The sequence below is a fragment of the Jiella pacifica genome (assembly GCF_010500815.1).
Taxonomy (GTDB): Bacteria; Pseudomonadota; Alphaproteobacteria; order Rhizobiales; family Rhizobiaceae; genus Jiella; species Jiella pacifica.
This window is the reverse complement of record NZ_JAAAMG010000006.1, coordinates 93,546-116,502: the sequence shown is the minus strand read 5'-3', so window position 1 is coordinate 116,502 and position 22,957 is coordinate 93,546. Positions and strand designations below refer to the sequence as shown.

The 22,957-nt window shown below is 64.6% G+C and carries 23 protein-coding genes, 1 tRNA gene and 1 pseudogene; 6 read left to right on the top strand and 19 right to left on the bottom strand.

Annotation, left to right across the window (positions count from 1 at the left end):
• Positions 1–54 precede the first annotated feature (54 nt).
• Complete coding sequence (locus tag GTK09_RS09455) at positions 55–453, top strand: winged helix-turn-helix transcriptional regulator (RefSeq protein WP_246217805.1); 399 nt, start codon at positions 55–57, stop codon at positions 451–453.
• A gap of 57 nt (positions 454–510) precedes the next feature.
• Here GTK09_RS09455 and GTK09_RS09450 read toward each other — a convergent pair whose 3' ends face one another.
• Positions 511–891, bottom strand: coding sequence for a pentapeptide repeat-containing protein (locus tag GTK09_RS09450; protein ID WP_163462904.1), 381 nt, complete (start codon positions 889–891; stop codon positions 511–513).
• A gap of 190 nt (positions 892–1,081) precedes the next feature.
• Between GTK09_RS09450 and GTK09_RS09445 the strand changes: the two genes are divergently transcribed.
• A complete protein-coding gene (locus tag GTK09_RS09445) occupies positions 1,082–1,567 on the top strand; it encodes an Lrp/AsnC family transcriptional regulator (RefSeq protein ID WP_163462903.1) in 486 nt (161 codons plus the stop codon).
• A 184-nt stretch (positions 1,568–1,751) separates the two neighbouring features.
• Here the strand turns inward: GTK09_RS09445 and GTK09_RS28265 are convergent.
• The 9 genes and pseudogenes from GTK09_RS28265 to GTK09_RS09400 form a co-directional block, all read right to left on the bottom strand.
• A pseudogene (locus tag GTK09_RS28265) lies at positions 1,752–1,832 on the bottom strand (hypothetical protein); the annotation flags it as partial.
• A gap of 108 nt (positions 1,833–1,940) precedes the next feature.
• A complete protein-coding gene (locus tag GTK09_RS09435) occupies positions 1,941–3,140 on the bottom strand; it encodes an ABC transporter permease (protein ID WP_163462901.1) in 1,200 nt (399 codons plus the stop codon).
• Between the two features lie 3 nt (positions 3,141–3,143).
• Positions 3,144–4,286, bottom strand: a complete 1,143-nt coding sequence (locus GTK09_RS09430) for an ABC transporter permease (protein WP_163462900.1) — start codon at positions 4,284–4,286, stop codon at positions 3,144–3,146.
• A complete protein-coding gene (locus GTK09_RS09425; RefSeq protein WP_163462899.1) occupies positions 4,283–4,993 on the bottom strand; it encodes an ABC transporter ATP-binding protein in 711 nt (236 codons plus the stop codon). Before GTK09_RS09425 ends, GTK09_RS09430 begins: the two co-directional genes overlap by 4 nt.
• On the bottom strand, positions 4,990–6,117 hold the full coding sequence (locus tag GTK09_RS09420) for an efflux RND transporter periplasmic adaptor subunit (RefSeq protein WP_163462898.1): 1,128 nt from the start codon (positions 6,115–6,117) through the stop codon (positions 4,990–4,992). The genes GTK09_RS09425 and GTK09_RS09420 overlap by 4 nt, the downstream gene beginning before the upstream one ends.
• Positions 6,118–6,164: 47 nt before the next feature.
• Positions 6,165–7,238, bottom strand: coding sequence for a helix-turn-helix domain-containing protein (locus GTK09_RS09415; RefSeq protein ID WP_163462897.1), 1,074 nt, complete (start codon positions 7,236–7,238; stop codon positions 6,165–6,167).
• 159 nt (positions 7,239–7,397) lie between these two features.
• Positions 7,398–8,027 (bottom strand): acyl-CoA dehydrogenase family protein, encoded by a 630-nt coding sequence (locus GTK09_RS09410; protein WP_163462896.1) that lies wholly within the window; start codon positions 8,025–8,027, stop codon positions 7,398–7,400.
• A gap of 155 nt (positions 8,028–8,182) precedes the next feature.
• Positions 8,183–8,527 (bottom strand): hypothetical protein, encoded by a 345-nt coding sequence (locus GTK09_RS09405; RefSeq protein ID WP_163462895.1) that lies wholly within the window; start codon positions 8,525–8,527, stop codon positions 8,183–8,185.
• Positions 8,528–8,882: 355 nt separating this feature from the next.
• Positions 8,883–9,272, bottom strand: coding sequence for a hypothetical protein (locus GTK09_RS09400; protein WP_163462894.1), 390 nt, complete (start codon positions 9,270–9,272; stop codon positions 8,883–8,885).
• Between GTK09_RS09400 and GTK09_RS09395 the strand changes: the two genes are divergently transcribed.
• Both GTK09_RS09395 and GTK09_RS09390 read left to right on the top strand, forming a co-directional pair.
• Positions 9,258–10,289, top strand: a complete 1,032-nt coding sequence (locus GTK09_RS09395) for a hypothetical protein (RefSeq protein WP_163462893.1) — start codon at positions 9,258–9,260, stop codon at positions 10,287–10,289. The two genes, GTK09_RS09400 and GTK09_RS09395, sit on opposite strands and share 15 nt — an antisense overlap.
• Before the next feature lie 43 nt (positions 10,290–10,332).
• On the top strand, positions 10,333–10,701 hold the full coding sequence (locus GTK09_RS09390) for a hypothetical protein (RefSeq protein ID WP_163462892.1): 369 nt from the start codon (positions 10,333–10,335) through the stop codon (positions 10,699–10,701).
• 875 nt (positions 10,702–11,576) lie between these two features.
• On the opposite strand, the gene GTK09_RS09385 is transcribed toward GTK09_RS09390, so the two are convergent.
• The 6 genes from GTK09_RS09385 to GTK09_RS09360 all read right to left on the bottom strand — a co-directional run bounded on the left by GTK09_RS09385 (position 11,577) and on the right by GTK09_RS09360 (position 17,784).
• Positions 11,577–11,652: transfer RNA gene (locus GTK09_RS09385), tRNA-Lys, on the bottom strand.
• Between the two features lie 152 nt (positions 11,653–11,804).
• Positions 11,805–12,800 (bottom strand): ABC transporter substrate-binding protein, encoded by a 996-nt coding sequence (locus GTK09_RS09380; RefSeq protein ID WP_163462891.1) that lies wholly within the window; start codon positions 12,798–12,800, stop codon positions 11,805–11,807.
• Between the two features lie 44 nt (positions 12,801–12,844).
• Positions 12,845–13,777, bottom strand: coding sequence for an ABC transporter permease (locus GTK09_RS09375; protein WP_163463039.1), 933 nt, complete (start codon positions 13,775–13,777; stop codon positions 12,845–12,847).
• 47 nt (positions 13,778–13,824) lie between these two features.
• Positions 13,825–14,640 carry an ABC transporter permease gene (locus tag GTK09_RS09370; RefSeq protein ID WP_376767966.1) on the bottom strand — a complete coding sequence of 272 codons (816 nt, stop codon included), beginning with the start codon at positions 14,638–14,640 and terminating at the stop codon, positions 13,825–13,827.
• Between the two features lie 644 nt (positions 14,641–15,284).
• On the bottom strand, positions 15,285–16,307 hold the full coding sequence (gene hemB, locus GTK09_RS09365; RefSeq protein WP_163462890.1) for a porphobilinogen synthase: 1,023 nt from the start codon (positions 16,305–16,307) through the stop codon (positions 15,285–15,287).
• Between the two features lie 187 nt (positions 16,308–16,494).
• The gene (locus tag GTK09_RS09360) at positions 16,495–17,784 is read right to left on the bottom strand and encodes a class II D-tagatose-bisphosphate aldolase non-catalytic subunit (RefSeq protein ID WP_210254081.1); all 1,290 of its coding nucleotides are present in this window, start codon (positions 17,782–17,784) and stop codon (positions 16,495–16,497) included.
• Positions 17,785–18,245: 461 nt separating this feature from the next.
• On the opposite strand from GTK09_RS09360, the gene GTK09_RS09355 reads away from it, so the two are divergent.
• Positions 18,246–18,740 (top strand): DUF6163 family protein, encoded by a 495-nt coding sequence (locus GTK09_RS09355; protein ID WP_312869752.1) that lies wholly within the window; start codon positions 18,246–18,248, stop codon positions 18,738–18,740.
• Positions 18,741–18,917: 177 nt separating this feature from the next.
• Positions 18,918–19,427, top strand: coding sequence for a transcriptional regulator LdtR (gene ldtR / locus GTK09_RS09350; RefSeq protein ID WP_163462889.1), 510 nt, complete (start codon positions 18,918–18,920; stop codon positions 19,425–19,427).
• 304 nt (positions 19,428–19,731) lie between these two features.
• On the opposite strand, the gene GTK09_RS09345 is transcribed toward ldtR, so the two are convergent.
• The 3 genes from GTK09_RS09345 to GTK09_RS09335 form a co-directional block, all read right to left on the bottom strand.
• The gene (locus tag GTK09_RS09345; protein ID WP_163462888.1) at positions 19,732–20,565 is read right to left on the bottom strand and encodes a lytic murein transglycosylase; all 834 of its coding nucleotides are present in this window, start codon (positions 20,563–20,565) and stop codon (positions 19,732–19,734) included.
• Positions 20,566–20,708: 143 nt separating this feature from the next.
• A complete protein-coding gene (locus tag GTK09_RS09340; protein ID WP_163462887.1) occupies positions 20,709–21,041 on the bottom strand; it encodes a lipid-A-disaccharide synthase N-terminal domain-containing protein in 333 nt (110 codons plus the stop codon).
• Positions 21,041–22,795, bottom strand: coding sequence for a glycosyltransferase (locus GTK09_RS09335; protein WP_163462886.1), 1,755 nt, complete (start codon positions 22,793–22,795; stop codon positions 21,041–21,043). Before GTK09_RS09335 ends, GTK09_RS09340 begins: the two co-directional genes overlap by 1 nt.
• Between the last annotated feature and the right edge of the window lie 162 nt (positions 22,796–22,957).

Below are 22,957 nucleotides of genomic sequence, written 5' to 3'. Positions count from 1 at the left end.
TGTTACCGAGGCTCATTAAATGACTGGGGTAATCGGCCGCAAGGAGGCACATTTTTGGAACCGGAGAACAACGCTGTAACCCGCGACCACGATCGGTTCCCCGGTGGCTGCCAGGCGGTGGGCGGCGTGCTGTCGCGGATCGGCGACAAGTGGTCGGTTCTGGTGGTGATGCTGCTCGCCGGTGGGCCGAAGCGCTTCAGCGAGCTGAAACGGGCGATCGGGTCGATCTCCCAGCGCATGCTGACGCTGACGCTGCGCGGGCTCGAGCGCGACGGTCTCGTGACCCGCACCGTGACGCCGACGATCCCGCCCCGGGTGGATTACGAATTGACGGAACTCGGCCATTCCCTGTGCGGTCCCGTCCGCTCGATCGGCGACTGGGCGTTCGACAACCACATGCGGATCGAGGCGGCGCGACGCTCCTATGACGAGCGGCAGGAAAGCGCGGGCTGAGGGGGCTGCAATCCGCCTTCGGCCGGTAGTCGAGCGGCCGGATGGCGATCGCCTTCGTCAACTCCGGGAGCGACGGTAGGCCTCAAGCATGTCCGTCACCAGGATTCCGTCGATCCGCATGTCCGTCAGGTCGGCATTCCTGATCTCCGCCTTCGCAAGCGTCGCGCCGTCGATCACGACGCCGGAGAGATTGGCGTCGGTAATCGTGGCGCCGGCAAGATTGACGTTGTCGAACCGTGCTGCTGCCAGATCGACGTCGTCGAACAGGGCTCCGCCGAGATTTGTGTCTTTGAACGTCGCCCGCATCAGGACGGCGTGGAAACGGGCATCGGCGAGGTTGACCCCGTCGAAGCTGGCGCCCGTCATGTCGGCGCGATGATATCGTACGCCTTGGAGCCTTTCGCCATCGAAGGGGCAGGTATGTCCGTCGTCGCTCATGATCGGCCTCCACGGCTTCGCGCACTCCGGGCCGCCCGGCGGGTCGATGCGTCGGATCCCGCATCGGCTCCGGTCGCGGGATCTTAACCGGGATCGTCGTCCTTCGCCAGGCTGCGGGCAGCGCCGCGCTTTCGCTTCGGCTTCATCTCCTGTATCCGGTTGCCTTTCCGCCGACCTCACGGAATCGCTCATGGACCGGCTCGACAAGAAGATCCTGCGGCTTCTGCAGGAGGACGCGACGCTCGCCGTGGCCGACGTCGCCAAGCGCGTCGGCCTGTCGACGACGCCCTGCTGGCGGCGGATCCAGCGGCTGGAGGAAGAGGGCGTCATCAAGCGACGGGTCGCCCTGCTCGACCCGCAGAAGGTCAACGTCCGCGTCACCGTCTTCGTGGCGATCCGCACCAATTCCCATTCGACCGAATGGCTGAAGCGGTTTTCCGAGGTCGTCGGCGAATTTCCCGAGGTGATCGAATTCTACCGGATGAGCGGCGACGTCGATTATCTCCTGCGCGTCGTGGTGCCGGACATCGCCGCCTACGACGCCTTCTACAAGAAGATGATCGAGAAGATCGAGATCCGCGACGTCTCCTCGTCCTTCGCCATGGAGCAGATCAAATACACGACCCAGCTGCCGCTCGACTACATGGTGCTCGACAAGGAACCGCGCGGCGAGTGAAACCGAGAGCTGCTGTGAGTTCAGCGTCGCCGTGCCGCGATCGAAATCGATATCCGTCCATGGAAGCCCACGTAGTTCCGAAGCTCGTAGCCTTGTGAATATCACCGTCAGGATAAACGGGCGCCAGGGCCCTTCCAGTGCTGCTTTCTAGGCGGGCGACGATTTCGCCGTTCATCGACCGATTCCGGGCTGCTGCAGCTGCAGAGATGGGGTCACGAAACGAGACCGGCAGCCGAAGCGTCTTTCTGATTTCTTCATCAGCCACCGGAACAACCTCTCAGCCCGAACTGGGCGGCGGGTCCGGCGGGTCCTTGCCGGTGTCGGTGTGGCAGACCTCGCCGTTCGCCACGTCAATCCTGATTGCCATCCACCATCATCCGCGGGAGCGCAAGGCTGTCGCCAAGGGCAGCCGTGTGGCGGCGATTGCCGGCAGTGCGCCACCGATGACGCCGATCGCCAGACCCAGCATGCCGGCAATGAGCATGACATCTCCGGTGACCACGAGCTGGAAGGCCATGCGGGCATTGTTCGCGCCGATGGTGCTGGCCTGCCAACCGTTGAAAGCCAGCCACGAAATGGTCAGGCCACAGGCCACGCCGATAGCGGCCAGCAGTATTGCCTCGATCCAGGTTCCCATAAAAGCCGAGAGGCGACTGAAACCAAGGGCGCGAACGGTGGCGATTTCGACCGTTCGGTCGGACACGGAATTCATCATCGTGTTGAGCGCGCCGGCGGTCGCGCCGATGGCCATCAGGAGGGCGAGCGGCCATCCGAAAAGCCGGATCAGGCTTGCAGTTCGGCCCGATTGCGCAGCATAAAGATCGGCTTCCGAAACGGCGATCAACGGTGTTGTCGTGATCGTGGAAAGCTGGCTCTGCAACAGCGGCAGAGACGTCGCCTCGGCAAGCCGTAGTCGCAGGCTCTGGACCTGTCCCTGTCGGTCGAATGCGGACCGGACGGCGTCGAGGTCAGCCCATATCTCGGATTCGAATGCACTGCCCTGCGCCGAGAAACGCCCGACGACCAACCAATCGACCGTGCCGAGCCGGATCGTCTCTCCGACGAGCAGTCCGAGTTCCCTGGCAAAACGGTCGCCGACGACAATCTCGCGAGTGCCGGAAGCAAAAAGCCGTCCGTCCGACACATGGACATTGTCGCGTATCGAAGAGCCGGCGGCGTCCATGCCGCGGAGGGCGATGGTTCGTCCGGCGTCGGCGCCGACCGGCTTGACGTCGACAGTCACGACAATTTCGCGAGACAGGATGAGAGAACCATCATCATGACGCGCGACGCCGATGTCATCTGTTTTGGCTTCCAGCGTGCGGATGACCGATGCCGGAATGTCGGAACCCGTCTCCTGATTGGTGCCGCCACCGAGCAGGACGGCAACCGAGGGCGAGCCTGCACTCTGCAAGGCCGTTTCGAAGCCCTTCGCCATTGATAGAAACCCGGCAAGGACGCAGACGACAAGCGCAACCGAAAGGACCATCGAGAGGGAAATGGACACGCGCCGCGGCAGGCTGAAGATGTTTGCCCGTGTCATCACGAATGATTGTCGGATGTGAGAAGACATGGTCTATCTCCCTCTGAAGGCGACAATGACGGGGGTTCTGAGGGCATTGAAGGCAGGCAGAGCCCCGGTCGCCAAACCCAGGAAAGCGATGATGGCCAGGGCTTTTGCGAGGACCGGCATGGAGAAAACCAGGCCGAGTGCCGGGTCGCTTATCGCCACGAGGAGTTTTGCCAGGACGAGACCGATGCTTCCCCCGACCGCGAAGACGAACAGCGTTTCCCCGAGCACCAGCAGCATGACCTGCATGCCGGAGAAACCGAGAGCCTTCAGCACACCGATTTCGAAGGTTCGTTCTCTTACGGCGAAAACCATCGTGTTGATGACGATCATCAGCAACGTGATGAAAGCGGCACTCACCACGAGGTCCACGATCAGGCCGACATCGGCATATTGGCGCAGGAAGGCTTCGAGGAACTGCTTTTCCGATTGCGTCCTGGTCGGCGCCGCCGAATTGGCGAACATCTGATCGATCCGCACCGCGAGTTCGCCCGCTGACGCGCTCACCTTCGGACGCACGACGAAAGCATCGACGGTGTCCCTGTTGCGCGCGCGTGCTGCGTTCAAATAGTCGTAGCGGCCGAGCATGAAGTACGTGTCGGTGGAGGCATTCTCGCCATCAAAGATGCCGGCAATGCCAAAGGACCAGTTCCGGCTACCGTCTTGCCTGGCGAGGTCAAAGCCGGTCACGGTAATGTTCTGACCGACCTGCAGCCCTTGCGCGTCGGCGAGCGCTCGGCCGACGAGTACCTTGTCGCGCTGAAGATTGAGCGCATCCAAGAGTTGCGGCGTAAGTCCAAGTTCTTTTCCACTCACCTCCATGACGCGCTGCGGATCGACAGCGCTGACGCTGACGACGTTTTTCTCCGCAACGACAAAACCTCGCAGACGGATCATGTAATTGAGAGCTGCGACATCCGGATCGCCTTCGATCCGGTTCATGTAGGAGATCGGCAACGGCTGCGTGCGACCGGCTGCACTCATGACGCCAAGGATATCATCGCTCGCCCCCGACGCGCCTTGACTGCCATTCACGAAACTCGCCGTCAGGCCGTAAATGAGGAAGGCAACCGCAATGCAGATCACCAGCAATGCGGTGCGCAACGGTTTTCGCCAGGCATTTTTTCGGGCCAGATCCAGGAAGGTCATAAGGCGGCCCTTCGCTCTTCAACGAAATTGCCCTTGTCGAGGTGCAACGTCCTCTTGGCATAAAGTGCCGCCTGCGGATCATGCGTGACCATGATGATCGTCTTGCCGAGTTCCCTGTTGAGGAAACGCAGCATTTCCAGCACTTCGTCCGCCGACTTGCGATCGAGGTCGCCAGTCGGTTCGTCACACAGGAGGAGAGCCGGGTCGCTGACGATGGCGCGGGCAATGCCGACACGCTGTTGCTGGCCGCCGGACATCAGCTTCGGATACTGCCTCGCACGTCCGGTCAGACCGACGAGGTCCAACACCTTCTCTACCCGGCTTCGCCGCTCCTTTGCCGACAGGGGCTTGAGGAGAAGCGGCAATTCGACGTTCTCTGCCACATTCAACATGGGCAAGAGATTGTAGAACTGAAATATGATGCCCATGAAATGCGCCCGCCAGGAGGCGCGGGCGGCTTCGCTCATCTGATCGAGGCGGCTCGTGCCAATGCGCAGACTTCCGGTGTCCGGTCGGTCTATGCCCGCCAGCATGTTGAGCAGGGTCGATTTTCCCGATCCGGAAGGCCCCATGATCGCGACGAAATCGCCGCCTGGAATTTCGAGATCGAGATTGGAAAAGATCGGCACGTCGTCGCCGCTGATCTTGTATCCCTTCGTGATCTTACTCAGCGAAATGTAGGGGTCATGATTGAGTGAAGATGTCATCGGGACGTGTCTCCAGCCCGCTGTGCGATGCGAATGCGCGCCGCCATGTTCGGCCGGATACCGTCGGGCGGGTCCCGGAGCGAGAGGCGCAAGGTAACAGTGCCCTTTTCAAGGGAGGCGACGGGTGCAATCCGCAGAACTTCGATCGCGAAAGGCCGATCGGAAATGCCGTCGAGGACGGCTTCGCCCGTCAGCCCAGGGCTCAGCGAACCGATGTTCGTTTCTGCCACGTCGGCATCGATCACCAGGGTTGTCGTGTCGGTAATCGACAGGAGCTTCTGATTTTCCAGCACACTGTCGAGGCGGGCCAGCACCATGTCGCCGACATGGGCGGCCAGCGTGGTGATCGTCCCCGCAATCGGGGCCTTCACGACAAGTCCATCGACACGTTCCTGAGCAATCCTGACTCCGAGATCGGCCTTGACGACGTTCTGACGTGCCTGCGCAAGCGCGTTGGCAGCGCTGTTTCGAGCTGTGCTCGCGTTTTCCAGATCCTGCCGCGAAATGGACTGCCTGGCGGCAAGCGCCTCAGATCGCCTGAAGGTTGAATTCGCCTGCTCGAGCTCGATTTTCCTTGCCTCGAGAAGCAAGTCGGCCGTGACCCTATCGACCTGCGCCTGCTCGAGCGCAAACCGGGTGGCCGCATCGTCAAGCGTGACGAGGATCTGGCCGGCCTGGACACGCTGTCCGACTTCGACTTCGATCGCTGTGATCCGGCCTTCGTATTTGGCGAAGACCGAAACAACGTGCGGCGCCAAAACATAACCGGAACCGGTCACTTCACGCGTCTCGACAGGGGGCGGCTTGCGCAATGTCGCAGCAGCATTGTCGACCGCGGCCACCTGGTCCGTCCGCGAGCCTGATGGCTCCACGGCACGCTTGGCCGGCGATATCCCGTCAGTCCACCATTGCTGCGACAATGCGGTTTTGAAACGGTCGGCAACATCCGGCCAGGCCGGTGCGACGATGAATATCGCGCCTGCTCCCAGCGCCAACAGCCACCCGGAGAGCAGAAGCCGCCGAACTCTTCGCCTCGGCGACTTTGGTGTTCGAAGCGAAGGCTCAAGCGAAAGCGACTTGAGCGTTGCGGCGAGTTTTCGGTCGTGATCGGAGATCATGTTCATGCCAGCAGTATGGAAGATCTGGCAGGGAACTCGACCGGAAACGCGATCTAGGCAGTACTCAATCCTGAAATGGGACCTACCCCCGCGGCTTTTCCGTCAGCGGGGTGTTTTCTGCGCCATTCCAGCGGGGTCATCTCGGTACTGCGTCGGAATTCGCGATTGAAATTGGACTTTGTCTGGAAACCAACTTCGAACATGATTTCAGTCACCGGCCTTTTGGTCTTTGAAAGCAGATTGCAGGCCTCCGAAATCCGGAACGCGTTGACGTATTGCGAGACGTTTTTGCCGGTGGCTTCATTGATCGCGATCGAAATCTGGCGGGCGGGAATGCAGACCCGGCGCGCCAGCCGATCCAGGGTCAAGTCGCAATCGCGGTAAATTGCCCTTTCCTGCATCAGCGTTTGGATCGCCGTCATTGTCTTGGCCTTCTCCTCGCTGCTGACGACCTCCTTCGCGACCTCCGGCATGTCCGTCGTGCCGGCGACGGGTCGGCTGCGGCCCATCGCGACCACGGCAACGGACAGGATGACGAGCGCGGCAAGCTGACCGCTCATGATCACCAGAGGGGCACTCCGGCCATGCATCCATTCCACTTCGAAGAAAATGAAGGCGTCTCCCAGCGCCGACAGAAGCAATGCGCCGGCTGCGAAGAGAATAGCGCGATATGCGGGCCCCGCTGAATCGAGAGCCGCAAGCCGAAGAGCATCCGTCCCAGGTCGCACAAAAAGAAGAATTGCGATCGCGTAACCGACGAAAATCAAGACGAGTGCAATGTCTATCGCAGCACGCCACAAGACCGTGAGCGCTGCTATGAGGAGAACCGGAAGAGCATGGACGCCTACCCGAAGCGACGGGGAGAACCAGCTCCGCCCGATCAGCTGGCATATACCGGCATAGACGAGGGGCGGGATGGTGGCAGCGACAACCGGCGAGATGTACATGACGGCATCGACGCCATAGCCCCATCTCAAGCCCACCAGCAGGGATTGAAGCACGTTGGCCAGGATCAGCGCCAAAAATGGGATATTCGGCGGCCGGTCTTCGTCGTCGTTACGGATCGCCACGACAAAGAGCACGAAAGCAAGAATGGCGACGACGAAAGGCAGTGGAATGAAAAGCATGAGGAACTCGCAGGGAACGGTGCTTTGCGTGTGCGTCGCAACGCTGCCAGCTACATCTGGCCTGCGCAACCACCATCTGCAGGTCAATTTACATAATCAATAAACTTTAGGTAGTAGTCCCTCCCGTTTCGGCGATTCAAAATCGATCCATCGATGGGCTCAGATGCTGTTCACCAGCTGCTTGCCGATAGCGTCGCGCAGGACATCGTTGGCGCCTCCCCATATGGATTGCACGCAACTGTCGATCACGTCCTGCGCCGCGCGCTCGCCAGACTCGCCACTCACGCCTTGTGCGCCGCGAAACTGGACACCGAGTAGAGCCACGGATTTCAGTGTTTCGGTAGCCCGCAACTTCGCAAGGCTGGCGGCATGAGGGTCATACCGTCCACGTGCCTGATCGACGATGCAGGCATCGATAAAGGCCTGATTTGCGGCGCATTCGCCGTAAAGATCTGCAAGCCGGCAATAGATGAACTGACAGTCCAGAATCGAGCCGGCGGATGTCTTGCGCCCATCACAGAATGCAAGCAGTTCCTGCAGGATCGCAACGGCTGACGCCTGGGCGTAGATCGCAAGCATCAAGCGCTCGAGCCCGACGAAAGTGAAGAAGTAGAGCAATCCCTTTCCGCTTCCGCCCAAAAGAGCCGCTGCCGGAACGCAGGCGTCCGCGAACGTCAGCTCGCAGGTATCCAAGGCCTTCATGCCGGACTTCTTTATCGGCGTGCGTGCGATCCCCGGCGTGTCCGTGTCGACGATCAACAAGCTGATCTCCGACCCGGCGACCTTCATTCCCGGACCGTTCCGACCGGCCACGAGCACCACGTCCGCTGAGAAGCCTGAGGTGGTCCCGGTTTCCCAAATCCAGACCCAACGCCCCGCCACGTGACGCCCGTTGCATGCGGTCCCACGCAAGCCACGTCAGGTCACCGACAAGTCGGGATGCGTCAGGACAAGTTGCGCATTCCCGATTCGAAGCCACGGGCACGCGATTCAAAGCCGGACGTCATCGTTGCAAAGCTCGAGATCGCCGATTCAGCGGTGGGGACGACCCGCCAATCCGCAGCCGCCAGGGCGGATCGCGTTGCCCGCAGGTCGAAACGCGTCAGGCTGCGTCGAAACACATTGCGCATGCCCGTTGCAGACTTCGAGATCGCCGATTCAAGGCCGCGGATGATCGTGTCGAAGCCTCGGGCAGACGATTCGAAGCGACGTGCCGTCGTTGCAATGATCCGTGTCGGCGTTGCAGGTGCCAACGACGTTGAAGCGGCCGCGCTGGCGAGCCTCAGCATGGGGGAGACGGAGGCTCGGTGACAGACCGTCACTCAAGCGTCGTGCGCGGGATCGACTTGGCGGCCTCCGGAAAGGCCTCCGGGATCTTCGCCAGCCCGTCCTGCAGCCCGGACCTGCCGAAGCCGTCGCTGCCGTCAAGCCTGCGCGGGCAGCCGATGATCTTGTGGGAAGAAGTCTAACGTCGGTCGTCATTGGTATCCGAAGACGCGAATTTTTCTAACCGATGAAATATAATCTGATGTTCTGTGGATAACCGCGTCCGTCTGTAGTATTTTTGCATATCAATCGGCGCTACTTGATTTAATTGATCTGATGCATCATTCGCCCTTTGCTCGTCCGAGTGGTAAGATCGCCTCAATGCTCTTCGTCTGGCGGGTTCGTCTCTCGAAGGGCAGATCCAAGACTTGAGCACGAGACAAGGGAAGCCGAGATGGCCGTGAACGTGAACGACCCCGCACCCACGGGCGGTAGCGACAGGAAGACGAAGACCGCGCGGACCCCGCGCGTGAAGAGCGCGGGCAAGCGCGCGCCCGCGCGCCCAGCGTCGAGGAGGCGATCGACGGCCTCGACGCGGCGCAGCGCGAGCGGATTGCGGCCATCGAGGCGCAGATCCGGGCGCTCGGCCGCGCCAGCACAGACCAGATCTTTGCCCTCGGCGAGCACCTCGACGACGCCGCGGCCATCCTGACGGACCAGCCTTTCGGGCTGTGGGTGAAGACCGCCTTCGACATGACCGACCGCCACGCCCGCAACATCCGGGGGGTCTACCGCAACCTCGGCCACGCGCGCGAAGCCTGCGTGCGCCACGAGATCAAGCCGACGGTGCTCTACCACCTCGTCGCGGCCGACCGCTCCGTCGTCGACGCCGTCGTCGCCTCCTTCGCGCGCGGCGAGCGGCTGAAGGTGCGCGAGGTGAAGGAGCTGGTGGCTGGCGCGGCGGGCGACGGCGAGGAAGGCGGCGACGCAGCCGCCGCGGCGCCGGGCGGCCGCGGCGGCCTGAAAGGTCTGAAGGGCCTTGCCGCCGCCAAGCAGGCGCGTCAGCTCAAAAGCGTCCGGGCGGCCCTCGCATCGATCGGCAAGGAGGTGGAAGCGGCGCTCGAGCCCGCCAGCCGCGGCAAGCGGGTGGTGAAGGGCAAGCTCGCCGAGGCGGTCATGATGACGGCGCGGCTGGCCGAGAAGGAGCTGATCGAGCTCGTCCTCGACATCGAGCCGGATTCGCTCTCCGGATCCCAGACCCTTCGCCACGTCCGGCTGCCGGAGACGCGCTGGCAGGAGGTCCTGTCGATGCTCGCCACCATGGCTGGCGGCGCAGAGGCGCTGCGGCAGAAGGGCGAACTGACGCCATGGCTGACTGACGTGGTGCTGCCGCTCCTGGCCTTTGCCCTCGACGGCGAGGACGGTACCCCATCGGCGACCGTGGCCCGTTTGGCGGCAGCGGGGGCCGACGCGCAGCCCGATCCGGAGGCCGGGCCTGAGGTTGGCCCTGAAGAGGAGGATGAGGAGAGCGAAGAGAGGACGGTTCTGGAGGCGTCGACTTCCGACGCGACCGAGACGCCGACCGTCGACGCCATCTCGCTGGTGCCATCGCGTGGTGGCGCGATCCGGAGCGAGGGCGAGAGCCTCGCAGACCGCGACTGCAACCGCGATCACGATCCGTTGCCGGACGCCGATGAGATCCTCGATCCGGTTGAGGTCTCGGCCGCCATCGCGGCGGCGGCAGCGGCCGCCGAGGTCGTGACGACTGCGCACCGCGCCGATTGACGGCCTCTCCGGCCCCGCCGCCGCGGCGGGGCCGGACACCCCCTTGACCGGAGACACCGATGACACGATCCCGCACCGAAAAAGCGAGGCCCAGGCCGCCTGGCAGAAGGCCTATCGCGCCGAGCAGGCGGCACGGCGCAAGCCGTCCCGCGACGACGTCGCCCGGGTCGCCCTTCACTGGGCGATCACCCGGGCGCTGACCAAGGAGCCGCAGTACCTCACAAAGCTCCGCGCGACCATTATCGAGCGCCTCGTCGCCCAGGGCTTCGACCGACAGGGTGCCGCCGCCCGCTTCGACGAGCTGACCGACCGCTACGAGGATGGCTGGACCTTCCAGCGCAAGCCGCATCTGGCGAGGGCCGCCGGAGCCAAGGCGGTCGCGGAAGATCAGGACGGCAAGAGTGAGCGTTGACTTCCTCGGCATCCTGCCGGGCCGAGGGCACTCTCCCGCGGCCCGGCAGGGGAGGCTGTAAGCGCCTTCTGATCCCCGGCCTGCTTGGCAGGCGTAGAGCCTTGCGCGGGAGTCGCGCTCCGTCAGGCCGCAGCCACGCGACTGCATGCGGTGTCAACCTCGGCGGCGCAGATTTCGCACCACCGCCAATCAACTGACAGAGAAGCCGCCGCTGATTTCGCCTCGCTCCCCCAGCCTGTCAACGGCTGCGACCGGATCCTTTTTCTCCCAACCCGAAGTCTTGGCTCGCCCGAGGAAATCCCTCCGGCCTTCCGGAGCCCGACCCACAGTTGGGACCGCACTAACAGAGGTGTCTCGCGCAAACGCCGTAGGTCTCACCAAGCTCAAACGCCCCCGTTACCTCATGGAACGCCGTTGGCCTTTGAATCGGAAATCTCGAGGAGTGGTCATACGCCGCCAAAGCGGCAATCATTTCCCTACCGCCCTTCCGATCGAACCCGTGGAGTTGACCGTACAAGGCGGAATGACCGCTCTAAACATCCGGTCTACCGTGCTGCAATTCATTTATGGCAAGGGAGACGCTTCTGGGCAGGCATTTTGCACAGCCATGCTCCACCAGTAGCTCAAGATACGCCGAGCGTCGATGATGCTTGGCTCTGACCCAGGGGCTTAGCATCCTTAGCCTTGGAATACGGCCCCGGCGGCTTCGCTTCAGGAAACTACGTCCGTGCCCGTTGAGGTCGCTCGTATGACGACTGCGAACCCGAGGAATATGCGGGCTGGTCTAAACTTGGTCTATGTGAGATGGCCTGCAGCGGAGGCGCATGGCGACCCGAACAGCGAATTGAAATTCCCATAGGATTTCAGTGAGTTATTGGTGGGCGCGTTGGGACTCGAACCCAAGACCTACAGATTAAAAGTCCGTTGCTCTACCAACTGAGCTACGCGCCCGCGCCGGACGATGTGTCCGTGACAGAGGGCCTGATACGGAATCGCCGCCGAACAATCAACACTGAAGGCGACGAAACGACGACGGCCGGCGGTGCAGCGCCGGCCGCGGGCAGGTTCGGCCGGCGCGAGCGGTCGCGGCCGGCCGGATGCCGTCACATCTTCTTCAACTTGTCGGTGACCTTCGCGGTCCAGGCGCCTTCCGGTTTGCGGGTGATCACCGGGTCTGAGCCGCCGCCCATCAGCACGGAGACGGTGTTCTCGGCGGCGGCGGTGTCGAGCGTGCCGTCGGACCCGTCGACCAGCTTGTTGATCTCGCGGACCATGCGCTTTTGATGCTCTTCGGTCTGGGCCCCGGTCATGTCGTTGTCGAGGACGATCTGGGCCGCCTCGTCCGGGTTTTCGGCGGCGTAGGCCCAGCCCTTCATCGAGGCCTCGACGAAGCGGGCGAGCTTGTCGACCGTCGCCGGATCGTTGAGGCTGTCCTCCATGACGTAGAGCCCGTCCTCCAGCGTCGCGACGCCCTGGTCCTCGTATTTGAAGACGGTGAGTTCATCTTCGGGAATGCCGGCGTCGATGACTTGCCAATATTCGTTGTAGGTCATGGTCGAGATGCAGTCGGCCTGCTTCTGGATCAGCGGGTCGACATTGAAGCCCTGCTTGATGACGGTGACGCCGTCCGGCCCGCCTTCGGTGGAAAGGCCGAGCTTCGACATCCAGGACAGGAACGGATATTCGTTGCCGGAGAACCAGACGCCCAGCGTCTTGCCCTTGAAGTCCTCGGGGCTCTCGATGCCGGTTTCCTTCCGGCAGGTCAGCTCCATGCCCGATTTCGCGAAGGGCTGTGCGATGTTCACGAGGGGCAGGCCTTTTTCCCGGGCAGCCAGCGCCGCCGGCATCCAGTCGACGATGACGTCGGCGCCGCCGCCGGCGATCACCTGCTCGGGGGCGATGTCCGGGCCGCCGGGCTTGATCGTCACGTCGAGGTCGGCCTCGTCGTAATAGCCCTTCTCCTTGGCGACGTAGTAGCCGGCGAACTGGCCCTGCGTGACCCATTTCAGCTGCAGGGTCAGCGCGTCGGCGGCGTTGGCCGCGCCGGAGAAGCCGGCGACGCTGGCAAGGATGGCCGCGCCGATCAGTGATGCTTTCATGGCAGTATTCCCCTGTTGCTGGTTGATGGGTGACGTCTGGCTGGCTACCCCTGCCGGATCGAGGGGTGCCAGAAGGTTGCGCGGCGCTCGATCAGAGCGACGAGGCCGTAGGACAGCGAGCCGACGAGGGCGGCCATGGCGATCTCGGCCCAGACCATCGGCGTGTTCATCCGGCCGATCTCGGCGGAGATGCGAAAGCCCATGCCGACGATCGGCGTGCCGAAGAATTCCGCGACGATGGCGCCGATGAGGGCGAGCGTCGCGTTGATCTTCAGCGCATTGAAAATGAAGGGCAAGGCCGCCGGCAGCCGCAGCTTCGTCAGCGTTTGGCCGTGGCTGGCGGCATAGGTGCGCATCAGGTCGCGCTCCATGGCGGAGGACGCGTTCAAACCCGCAACCGTGTTCACCAGCATCGGGAAGAAGGTCATGACGACGACCACGGCGGCCTTGGATTGCCAGTCGAAGCCGAACCACATCACCATGATCGGCGCGACGCCGACGATGGGCAGCGCCGAGACGAGGTTGCCGATGGGCAGCAGGCCGCGCTTGAGAAACGACGAGCGGTCGACGAGCAGCGCGGTGAGAAAGCCGGCGCCGCAGCCGATCGCATAGCCGGCGATGACGGCCTTGAGGAAGGTCTGGACGAAATCGGCCCAGAGTAGATGCGTCGAGGACGCGATGGTGGCGGCGATGGCGGACGGCGGCGGCAGGAGAACCGGCGGAACGTTCAGCCCGCGCACGAGGAATTCCCACAGGACGAGAAGGGTCAGCCCGAAGACGAGCGGGATCGCGAGGCCGAGAGCCCGCCCGATCGCCGCAGAGGCCGGTTCGAGCGAGGCGAGGGCGGAGGTCAGGCCGGAGGCCGAGATCCAGAAGGCGAGGGCGGCGAGAAAGAGCGGCCAGCCGCCGCCGGGCAGGAGGGCGAAGGCGAGGAGCGCGAACAGCACCGTGAGGAGCGCCAAGGCGGCCACCCGCATTTTCGGCGACACTCTGCCGGCGAGCGCAGGGGCGAGACGCGCCACCCTCACGGCCGCGCTCCCTGCCGCTTCAGCGCCGCCCGCTCGCAAAGCCCCACCAGCCAGACCAGCACGGCCGCCATAAGGGATGCCATGACCAAAGCGGACCAGATCTGGATGGTCTGGCCGTAATAGGAGCCGGCCAAAAGCCGCGCGCCGAGGCCGGCGACGGCGCCGGTCGGAAGCTCGCCGACGATGGCGCCGACGAGGCTGGCGGCGACCGCCACCTTCATCGAGGTGAACAGAAACGGCAGCGAGGCCGGGAAGCGCAGTTTCATCAGCGTCTGCAGGGGGCTCGCCGAATAGGTGTGCATCAGGTCGGTCAGCATGCGGTCGGGCGCGCGCAGGCCCTTCACCATGCCGACGGTGACGGGGAAGAAGGAGAGGTAGGTGGAGATGAAGGCCTTCGGCAGAAGCCCCTGAACGCCGACGGAGTTCAGCACGACGATGATCATCGGGGCGATGGCCAGGATCGGGATGGTCTGGGAGACGACCACCCAGGGCATCAGCGTCTTGTCGAGGGTCTTGGAAAACAGGATGCCGACGGCGATGAGAATGCCGAGGACGGAGCCGAAGACGAAGCCGAGGAGGGTGGAGGAGAGCGTCACCCAGCTGTGGAAGATGAGCGAGCGCGGCGAGGTGGGCATCACGTCGAAGACCGTCTTCCACAGCTCCACGACGATCTGGTGCGGCGCCGGCAGGACGGGGCGCTGGGCGGACCAAGCGGCGGCGATCGCCTCAATGGCGGTGTAGTCGCCGGCGCGGGCGAGCTTGTCGGTCTCCGTCGCCCAGTTGACGCCGATCGCCGCGAGATACCAGACCACCAGGATGGCGAGGGAAACGGCGAGGACGGGAACGGTGCGGCCCTGTGCGCGGCGCCTGACGAAGCGGGCGACCGGCCCGGAAGAACCGACGCCGGCAGAAGGTGCGGCGATGGGCGGCAGCGAAGCGCTTATGGCAGGTCTCTTCCGGCTGAACGCGGCGCATCTGATGCGGGCCGTCGCCCACCGTCGCCGGGAGACTGGAAAAGGTCAAGGGTGTGATGCGAAAGGCGGAGGATGTCCGGCCCGTCCGGCAGCAGTGAGATGGGCGGGCGACCGGCCAGCCCGGCGCGGGGAGGACGGCGGGAGGGGGCGTTCCGGACATCTGCCGCCGATGAGCCGTTTCTCAACAACGATCCGGTCCGCATTCTCACGTCTCCTTTCAGGCGTGAACGCCGACTGCCTGCGCGGTGCACCGGCGTCGCAGATTGGGCGGAGCCATCAACGCCTCGTCATCCCGGGCCTGACCCGGGACCCATTCCAAATCGTCGAAGCTGAGGCGGCCGTGGCCGGCAAACGGCCCTTCTGCAACGATCAGGCCGGTCGGGCGCAGAGGCATGGATCCCGGGTCAAGCCCGGGATGACGAAGCTGAAACGATCCCGCGTCATCGTGCAAGCGGTCAAAGACGGAGCTATCCCCGCATTCCTCAGCCCCGCATCATCGCCGCCACCTTCGGCGAGAAATAGGTCAGGATGCCCGACGCGCCGGCGCGCTTGTAGGCGGTCAGCGTCTCGACCATCGCCTTGTCGCCGTCGAGCCAGCCGTTTCCGACCGCCGCCATGATCATCGAATATTCGCCGGATGTCTGGTAGGCGAAGGTCGGCACGGCGAATTCCCGGGCCAGCCGGGCGAGGACGTCGAGATAGGGCAGGCCCGGCTTGACCATGATCATGTCGGCGCCCTCGGCGAGATCCTGCGCCGCCTCGCGCACCGCCTCGTCGCTGTTGGCGTAGTCCATCTGATAGGTGCGCTTGTCGCCCTTCAGCATACCGCCGGAGCCGACCGCATCGCGAAACGGTCCGTAGAAGGCCGAGGCGTATTTGGCGCTGTAGGCCATGATCATCGTGTCGCGGCAGCCGGCATCGTCGAGGGCGCCGCGAATGCAGCCGACGCGCCCGTCCATCATGTCCGAGGGGCCGATGATGTCGCAGCCGGCCTCGGCCTGGACGACCGCCTGGCGGCAGAGCAGCTCGACCGATTCGTCGTTGACGATGCATTCTCCCACCATGACCCCGTCATGGCCGTGGCTGGTATAGGGATCGAGCGCGACGTCGCACATGATGCCGACTTCCGGCACGGCGGCCTTGATCGCACGCGTCGCCCGGCAGACGAGGTTGTCCGGGTTCAACGCCTCGCTGCCCGTCTCGTCGCGCAGCGACGGGTTCGTGTAGGGAAACAGCGCGATGACCGGAATGGCGAGATCGCGGGCGCGTTTCGCCGCCTCGACGCAATGCTCCACCGACAGCCGGGAAACGCCGGGCATCGATTCCACCGGCTGCGGCGCGTCGGAGCCCTCGCGCACGAAGATCGGCCAGATCAGGTCGGCCGGCGAAAGCTGCGTCTCGCGCACCAGCCGCCGGCTCCAGTCGGCCTGGCGCAGGCGGCGCAGGCGCATGCCGCCGGTCGCGGCATCGATGCGATCGGTGATCGAAGGTCTCTCTGCGGTCATGGGTTTCGCGTCCTTCTGACGAGGCTCCGGCGGCACTCTTTTGGTCGACGGCGCGTCGATCCGTGCCGAAGCCGCGGCGCTCCCTGCGCCGCAGAGCCTGCCTATGCCCTTGCGGCGCCGCCCGCAAGATTGGCCGCGCGCGCACAGAGGGGGGATCCGTGAGCCGGCCGGTGTTCGGCGGCGGAGGCTAGGCTCGCGCGTCGCCGGGCCAAAAATACGGCTTCAGCGCCGAACGGATGCGCGCCCGAACGAGATTTGCCGATGTCGGGCCTTCGCGTCCCAAGGCCCGATCGACCTCCTCGGCGGTGAAATACTGTTCGAGCATCGGCCGCGGCAGGGACGTTACGGCGTCGAGCCGGGCGGCGAGTGCGGCGACCGCTTCGATCGCCGCCGGCTTTGCCCAATAGTAGCGGATCCGGTCGGCATAGCCGAAATGCCGCAGGGCTTTCGCCGTCGCCGCGTCGCTCTCGTCGTAGTGGCCGCTCCAGGACTTCGGCTCGGCCAGCATCAGATCTTCCATCACCGTGGAGATATGGGCAGAGCCGGTCAGCCAGCCGTCGACATGGGACAGCCCGTAGATCGCCTCGCGATAGGCGTGGGTGAGCGCCGGCCCGACCTTCAGGACGGCGAAGTGCCGGCGGGCGAGTTCCGGATAGACGGCGGCCTTCTGATAGTCCGTCGAGTGGGCTTCGAAGGCGAGGGTGGGGAAGCCTTCGAGGGTTTGGCTCAGCCGGTCGGGCTGGGCGGTGTCGAAGTGGTCGACATGGGCCGGGCCGAATTCGAGCCCCGGCTGGACGACCAGGGCGCAGACCCGGCCGAAGGCCTGCCCGAGCCCCTCGCGCTCGAAAGCCTGGCGATGCGCCTCGATCGTCTGCAACGCCCGGTCGGGGTCGGTCGGAACGATCGGCGCGTGCTCGCCCCTGGCGCCGCCCGGCGGGGGGACTTCCGTCCCGACGACGTAGCGCAGCTTCGAGGCGCCGTCGCCCGCCGCCGCCTCGCAGGCGCGCGCCAGCCGGGCGGCGCGCTCGGCGACGACCGCGTCGTCGAGCTGGGCCGGTTCGCCGCGGCATCCCTCGGAGCAGTCGAGATGGATCTTGGTGAAGCCGGCCTCGACATAGGATCGCACCATCGTCTCGGCGTGACCCATCGCCTCCTCGGCGGGCTGGCTGCGCCAGGCTTGAGGCCCGAGATGGTCGCCGCCGAAGACGATCTTCTCGACCGGGTAGTCGGCCGCCTCGGCGATCTTCGCGACGAAGGCGATGAAATCGCCCGGCATCATGCCGGTATAGCCGCCGAACTGGTTCACCTGATTGCTGGTCGCCTCGACGATGATCGGCCAGCCACCTTCCCGCGCATGCTCCAGCGCGGCGGCGAGCACCTCGGGATGGGCCGAGCAGATCGAGGCGAAGGCGAAATCGCCCGCCGCACGGTTCTGCCGGATCCCCTCGGCGAGGTCGAAATCTCGAAACGTCATCATGCCGCCCATCGATAGAGAGTGATGCCGGACACCACCCAAGACAGATTTCTTTCCGACGAGGGGATCGTCGGCGTTCAGCCAGAGGGCGGCAGACCAGCGCACGGCCCGTCCCTTGCGGCCTGGAGCGCGGCGCACCCCGCCGCAAAGGCCTGGAAGGGCGAGGTCGTTCCCGCCGCGCCGAGGGCCGTGAAGACAACCCGGACAGCGGCTGCGCAACGCGGCCGGCAACAGCCTCTTCGCGTCGAGCCGTATAGGCATCGGGGTGGATCATCAAGACGGTGCGCTTGTGCGGGACGGCGGCGGCCTTCAGGGCGTGACGGAAGTCGGGCGGGTCGTCCCGCCGGCCCGCCGCCGCTTGAGCCCGGACCGGTCGCAGCGTAGGACTATTGTACAGACCTTCTGCGGACGACCCGGCATCGTCCGGGTCTGGGCCGCCGTCATGTCCGGTGGGCGCCAGTCCCGTGCTGGAAACCGACGTCCGATACGAGGCGTCGTCGATCCGTGACCACTCCGAGAAAGGCCAGGGCAGCCAGATGACGATCGCGCTTTCGGGCGAGACCAAGGCCAAGAGCCTCAATCGCCGGCTGACGGTTCTGCTCTGCCGCGTCTCCGGGCTCGTCATCTTCGCCGTGGGCATCTTCTACTGGGCGCGGCTGATCGGCATCGACCCGGTCCATCTCGGTCGTTTCGATCTGATGCCGATCTGGTGGCGCATCGCCGCGCCGGCGCTTGCCGTGCTCTATCCCGTCGCCGGCATCGGCCTGTGGATGACGGCCGGCTGGGGCGCGGTCATCTGGGTGCTGATCGCCATCGTCGAGGCGGTCATGCATCTCGGCTTCCCGGCGATGTTCGGCGAGAACCTTCTCGGCCTTGCCGCCCATGGATGGGGGCTGGGCATGCTGGCGGCGCTGCGGGTGATCGACTGGCGCGAGAGCGGCCTGCGGCCCGGCCGTTGAATTCGAGCGGCCCTTCCGTCGCATTCGATGAAATTCATTAAGCAAGAAATTCGTCCGACCGGCGTAAGATCGTGTTAAGTCTGCGGTTTAAGTCGAATTTTAGGTGCGCCGCGTAGATTGGTCTCCAAGATGGATAGACAAAACAATAATCCATCAATTCAACAGCGGAGCAGTAACATGGTCACGAACAACAAGGCGCAGTCGGTTCCGGTCGTCGAAGAAAAGACCGAACTGAAGTCGCTCTACCTCGAAACTCTTCAGCTCGTCGAGCGGCTTCATCGCCGTCTGCTGGACGTGATCAAGGACGAATTCGACCGGGCCGGTCGCACCGACATCAACGCCGTGCAGGCACTCCTGCTCTTCAACATCGGCGATTCGGTGCTGACCGCCGGCGAGCTGCGGACCCGCGGCTTCTATCTCGGCTCGAATGTCTCCTACAATCTGAAGAAGCTCGTCGATCTCGGCTTCATCGATCATCAGAAGTCCCGCGTCGACCGCCGCGCCGTCCGCGTCTCCCTGACCGAGACGGGCCAGGAAGTCGCCCGCGTGGTGGCGGAACTCTACGATCGTCACATCGGCTCGATCGACAAGGTCGGCGGTCTCGACGAGCAGGAATTCACCAAGATGAACAAGTCGCTGCAGCGTCTCGACCGGTTCTGGAACGACCAGATCCTCTACCGCCTCTGATCGAGCCGCGACCTCCAGCCGGCCCGTACCGATCCGCCCCGGGGCATCCGCCCCGCGGGCGCAATCGGCGTTGGAGGACGACGGGCTTTTGGCCCTGGCGTGGATGTCGTCCTCGCGCACCGCTTCGGGGACGGCAGAGCGATGCGGCCCCGAACCCGTCTGCTGCCCGGCACTTCCGCGGTCGTTACGAAGGCAGGCACGACCCGGCCGCCGGCCATGAAAAAGGGCCCGGCGCATGGTGGCGCCGAGCCCGTCGTCGTTTCATTGCCTCAGCGCGCCGCGGACGGCGCGAACAGCGTTCTCGTCAGCCGGCGAGCTTGGACGCGAAGAGCGCGAGCGCCTTCTGGTAGACGCCGGCACGGTTCCACTCGCGCAGCACCGCAAAGTTCGGCTGGCCCTGCTGGTAGCCGGCGCCCGGACGCCAGCCGTGCTGGCGCAGGAAGTTCGCCGTCGAGGCGAGGACGTCGGCCTTGGAACGGATCAGATCGCGCCGGCCGTTACCGTCGCCGTCGACGGCAAAGCGCAGGTAGTTCTTGGCGAGGAACTGGGTCTGGCCGATCTCGCCGGCCCAGGCGCCGCGCATCTGGTCGGGGCTCATGTCGCCGCGATCGACGATCGCCAGCGCCGCCAGCAGTTCCTCGGTGAAGAAGGCCGAGCGCCGGCAGTCATAGGAGAGCGTCGCCAGCGAGGAGAACACCGGCATGTTGCCGGAATTGGCGCCGAAGCCGGTCTCCATGCCCCAAATGGCGACGAGAATCTCCTTTTGCACGCCATAGCGCTGCTCGATCGAGTTGAGCAGGCCGGCATTCTGCTGGATGATCCGCTTGCCCTTGTTGACGAAGGACTGGGGCGCGCGACGCTGCATGAAGGCTTCGAGCGAGATGTTCATCGAATGCTGGTTGCGGTCGAGGCTGATGACCTTGTTCGAATAGCGGGTCGGCATCAGCGCCGACTGGATGGTGCGCTGGGAGATGCCGGCGGCGGCCGCCTCGCGGGCCATCTGCTGCTTCCACTGATCGAAACCGGCGGCCGAGTTGCCGCACTGGGCAGCGTTTGCCGGAAGGACGGCTGCGCCGAGGAGCATGGCGACAGTCATGCCGGCGGCTGCCAGGCGGGCGAACTTGGGGCGTCGAAGCATTGGCTGTTTCCCTCGTCTTGGATCTGTTCGTGGCGATATTGCCGGGATGGACGGATCGATGATCTGTCCCGCCTTCTATCAATGAAAACGGCAGCAGTCGGGCAAAGTCCCGCAAAGAGTTAAATCGGCAACTCTTCTGTCGGTCAGGAGCGGGGGATCTCCATGCTCTCCGTCTCGGCGAGATTGCGCTTCTTCTCGCCGGCGATCAGCATGATGTTACGCGTATAGATGAACAGGCCGGCCGCCTGGCCGATGATGAAGACCGGATCGCGGCGGTGCAGGGCGTAGATCAGCAGCAGCGCGCCGCCGGCGAGCGAGAACGTCCAGAATGCGACCGGCACCACCGAGCGGCGAGCCCGTTCGGACGCGATCCACTGGACGACGAATCTGGCGGTGAACATCGCCTGGGCGAAGAAGCCGAGGGCGATCCACAGATCGAACTGCTCGACGAAGACGTGGTAGAGATAGGCCGACATCAGTCTCGTTGCTCCATGGCGGCCGTGACGTCCACGACCTGGCCGGGGGTCCTGCGGCCCCGACGGATGATCCACCAGACGCCAAAGAGGTCGAGCGCGCCGCGCGCCGCGCGATCGAAGATCCCGTAGTTCGAGTTGCCGAAGCGCCGTTGCCGATCCTTGACGTCGAGATGGGCGATCGTCAATTCTTCACGCAGCACCAGCGCCGGCAGGTAGCGGTGCCAGCCGTCGAAATAGGGCAACCGTCGGAACAGTTCGGTCGGTACCGCCTTGAGGCCGCAGCCGGTGTCGCGCGTCGCGTCCTTGAGGATCGCGGTGCGCAGCCGGTTCGCGGCCTTCGAGGACAGCCGCTTGGTGAAGGTGTCGGTGCGCCCGGTGCGCTGGCCGGCGACGAGGCCGTAGCCCTCGCCGCTTCGCTCCAGAAGGTCGACCATCGCCGGGATGAAGGCCGGGTCGTTCTGGCCGTCGCCGTCGATGGTGACGATGCAGTCGCCGGCGGCGTGCAGCACGCCGGTGCGCACGGCCCGGCTCTGACCGGCCGAGCGGGCGTGGCGGATGTGGCGCACGGCGATTCCGTCCGCCCGCAGCCGCGCGATCCGCGCCGGCGTGTCGTCGCTCGAACCGTCGTCGACGACGAGGATTTCGTGGTCGCGGCTGGCCAGCGCTGCGGCGATCTCCGGCACCAGGATTGCCAGATTGTCGGCTTCGTTCTTGGCGGGGACGACGATGCTGACCTTGGCGAATCGCCTGGTATGCAACAGTTGCGTCGTCGGTTCGAATGTCGGGTGGGCGTCCATCGGCGCGCCAATATCACAGTCCGCCGTGCCGGTCGCGCCCGAAAATCGCTTCGATTCAGGGAAATTCATCGCCGCGGGACGGGAAAGGGCGAATGCGGCCGGCATCGGCATCCTGCCGCGGATGCGCCGGCGCAGCCTGGCGAAGCCGTCGTCGATCCGCCTGCCGCGCTCGCCGAGAAACACCGGCCGCAGCGCGACGATGGTCGCAAGGACGATCACCCAGGAGACCAGGACGTCGGACAGAAAGTGTCCGCCGGCGGCGATGCGGGCGGCCGAGACCGTCGCGGCGATGGCCAGAAGTCCGAGGCCGAACGGCAGACGGTCCTGGCGCCGCACGAGGACCACGAGCGTCAGGATTGCCGCCGCCGCCGCCGCCTCGCCGGAAGAAAAGGAACAGTTTCGGGTGCAGGCTCCACTCCACTCCCAGACCGGGGTGAAGTTCAGGCTGCCGCCGAATTCGACGAGCTCGCGCGGACGGGCGCGGCCGATGGTGTTCTTCAGGACGGCGTTGACGATCAGCCCCGGTCCGATCGCGTAGACGCAGAGGAGGTAGAGCCCCTCGCTCGGCGCCAGGAACCAGCGTCCCGGGCGCACCACCATTGCTCCGAAGACGGCGAAGAGGCTGGAGACAATGGCGGCGATGGTCATCCAATTGCCGAAACCGCGGACTATCGTCAGATCGAGATTGTCACTGTCGACGAAACCGGGGCCCGGGCGATAGAACAGCGAGCTGACCGACGTGTCGATCTGGGGAAAGGCGAGGAAGAAGAGGCTGATGAACGCCAGCATGCCGGTAAGGACGACGAGCGGACGCCGCCCGATCGGTCCGGCGAAGTGCCGCGCCGTCCTGTCTCTCGGCCTCGGCGAGCCCGGCGCCTGGCCCGCTCGCGGCGACATGTCGGCCGATCCGGCAAACCGTCGGAGCAGCCAGATGGGCCGTTCGGCACGACCGTCCATTCCAAACCTCCTTGCACCGCAGGACGCTGTGGGGCATTTGGCACCGATCGATCGCGCCGATCCTGGTCCCTCGCCTGCAGGCGGTCATCTGCATTGCCCGCGTCCGGCGGGCTCTAGCGCCTCAATCACAGACAAATATGACACTTCCGACGACCGCCCCTC

What these genes read in the sequence shown, in the direction of transcription:
- GTK09_RS09380 (WP_163462891.1), bottom strand. Translation starts at nt 12,800, where the DNA reads ATGAAAGCATCACTGATCGGCGCGGCCATCCTTGCCAGCGTCGCCGGC.
- GTK09_RS09425 (WP_163462899.1), bottom strand. Translation starts at nt 4,993, where the DNA reads ATGACATCTTCACTCAATCATGACCCCTACATTTCGCTGAGTAAGATC.
- GTK09_RS09375 (WP_163463039.1), bottom strand. Translation starts at nt 13,777, where the DNA reads ATGCGGGTGGCCGCCTTGGCGCTCCTCACGGTGCTGTTCGCGCTCCTC.
- GTK09_RS09345 (WP_163462888.1), bottom strand. Translation starts at nt 20,565, where the DNA reads ATGCTTCGACGCCCCAAGTTCGCCCGCCTGGCAGCCGCCGGCATGACT.
- GTK09_RS09420 (WP_163462898.1), bottom strand. Translation starts at nt 6,117, where the DNA reads ATGAACATGATCTCCGATCACGACCGAAAACTCGCCGCAACGCTCAAG.
- hemB (WP_163462890.1), bottom strand. Translation starts at nt 16,307, where the DNA reads ATGACCGCAGAGAGACCTTCGATCACCGATCGCATCGATGCCGCGACC.
- ldtR (WP_163462889.1), top strand. Translation starts at nt 18,918, where the DNA reads ATGGTCACGAACAACAAGGCGCAGTCGGTTCCGGTCGTCGAAGAAAAG.
- GTK09_RS09415 (WP_163462897.1), bottom strand. Translation starts at nt 7,238, where the DNA reads ATGCTTTTCATTCCACTGCCTTTCGTCGTCGCCATTCTTGCTTTCGTG.
- GTK09_RS09335 (WP_163462886.1), bottom strand. Translation starts at nt 22,795, where the DNA reads ATGGACGGTCGTGCCGAACGGCCCATCTGGCTGCTCCGACGGTTTGCC.
- GTK09_RS09450 (WP_163462904.1), bottom strand. Translation starts at nt 891, where the DNA reads ATGAGCGACGACGGACATACCTGCCCCTTCGATGGCGAAAGGCTCCAA.
- GTK09_RS09405 (WP_163462895.1), bottom strand. Translation starts at nt 8,527, where the DNA reads ATGCTGAGGCTCGCCAGCGCGGCCGCTTCAACGTCGTTGGCACCTGCA.
- GTK09_RS09410 (WP_163462896.1), bottom strand. Translation starts at nt 8,027, where the DNA reads ATGAAGGTCGCCGGGTCGGAGATCAGCTTGTTGATCGTCGACACGGAC.
- GTK09_RS09340 (WP_163462887.1), bottom strand. Translation starts at nt 21,041, where the DNA reads ATGTCGGCCTATCTCTACCACGTCTTCGTCGAGCAGTTCGATCTGTGG.
- GTK09_RS09435 (WP_163462901.1), bottom strand. Translation starts at nt 3,140, where the DNA reads ATGTCTTCTCACATCCGACAATCATTCGTGATGACACGGGCAAACATC.
- GTK09_RS09430 (WP_163462900.1), bottom strand. Translation starts at nt 4,286, where the DNA reads ATGACCTTCCTGGATCTGGCCCGAAAAAATGCCTGGCGAAAACCGTTG.
- GTK09_RS09445 (WP_163462903.1), top strand. Translation starts at nt 1,082, where the DNA reads ATGGACCGGCTCGACAAGAAGATCCTGCGGCTTCTGCAGGAGGACGCG.
- GTK09_RS09395 (WP_163462893.1), top strand. Translation starts at nt 9,258, where the DNA reads ATGACCGACCGCCACGCCCGCAACATCCGGGGGGTCTACCGCAACCTC.
- GTK09_RS09360 (WP_210254081.1), bottom strand. Translation starts at nt 17,784, where the DNA reads ATGATGACGTTTCGAGATTTCGACCTCGCCGAGGGGATCCGGCAGAAC.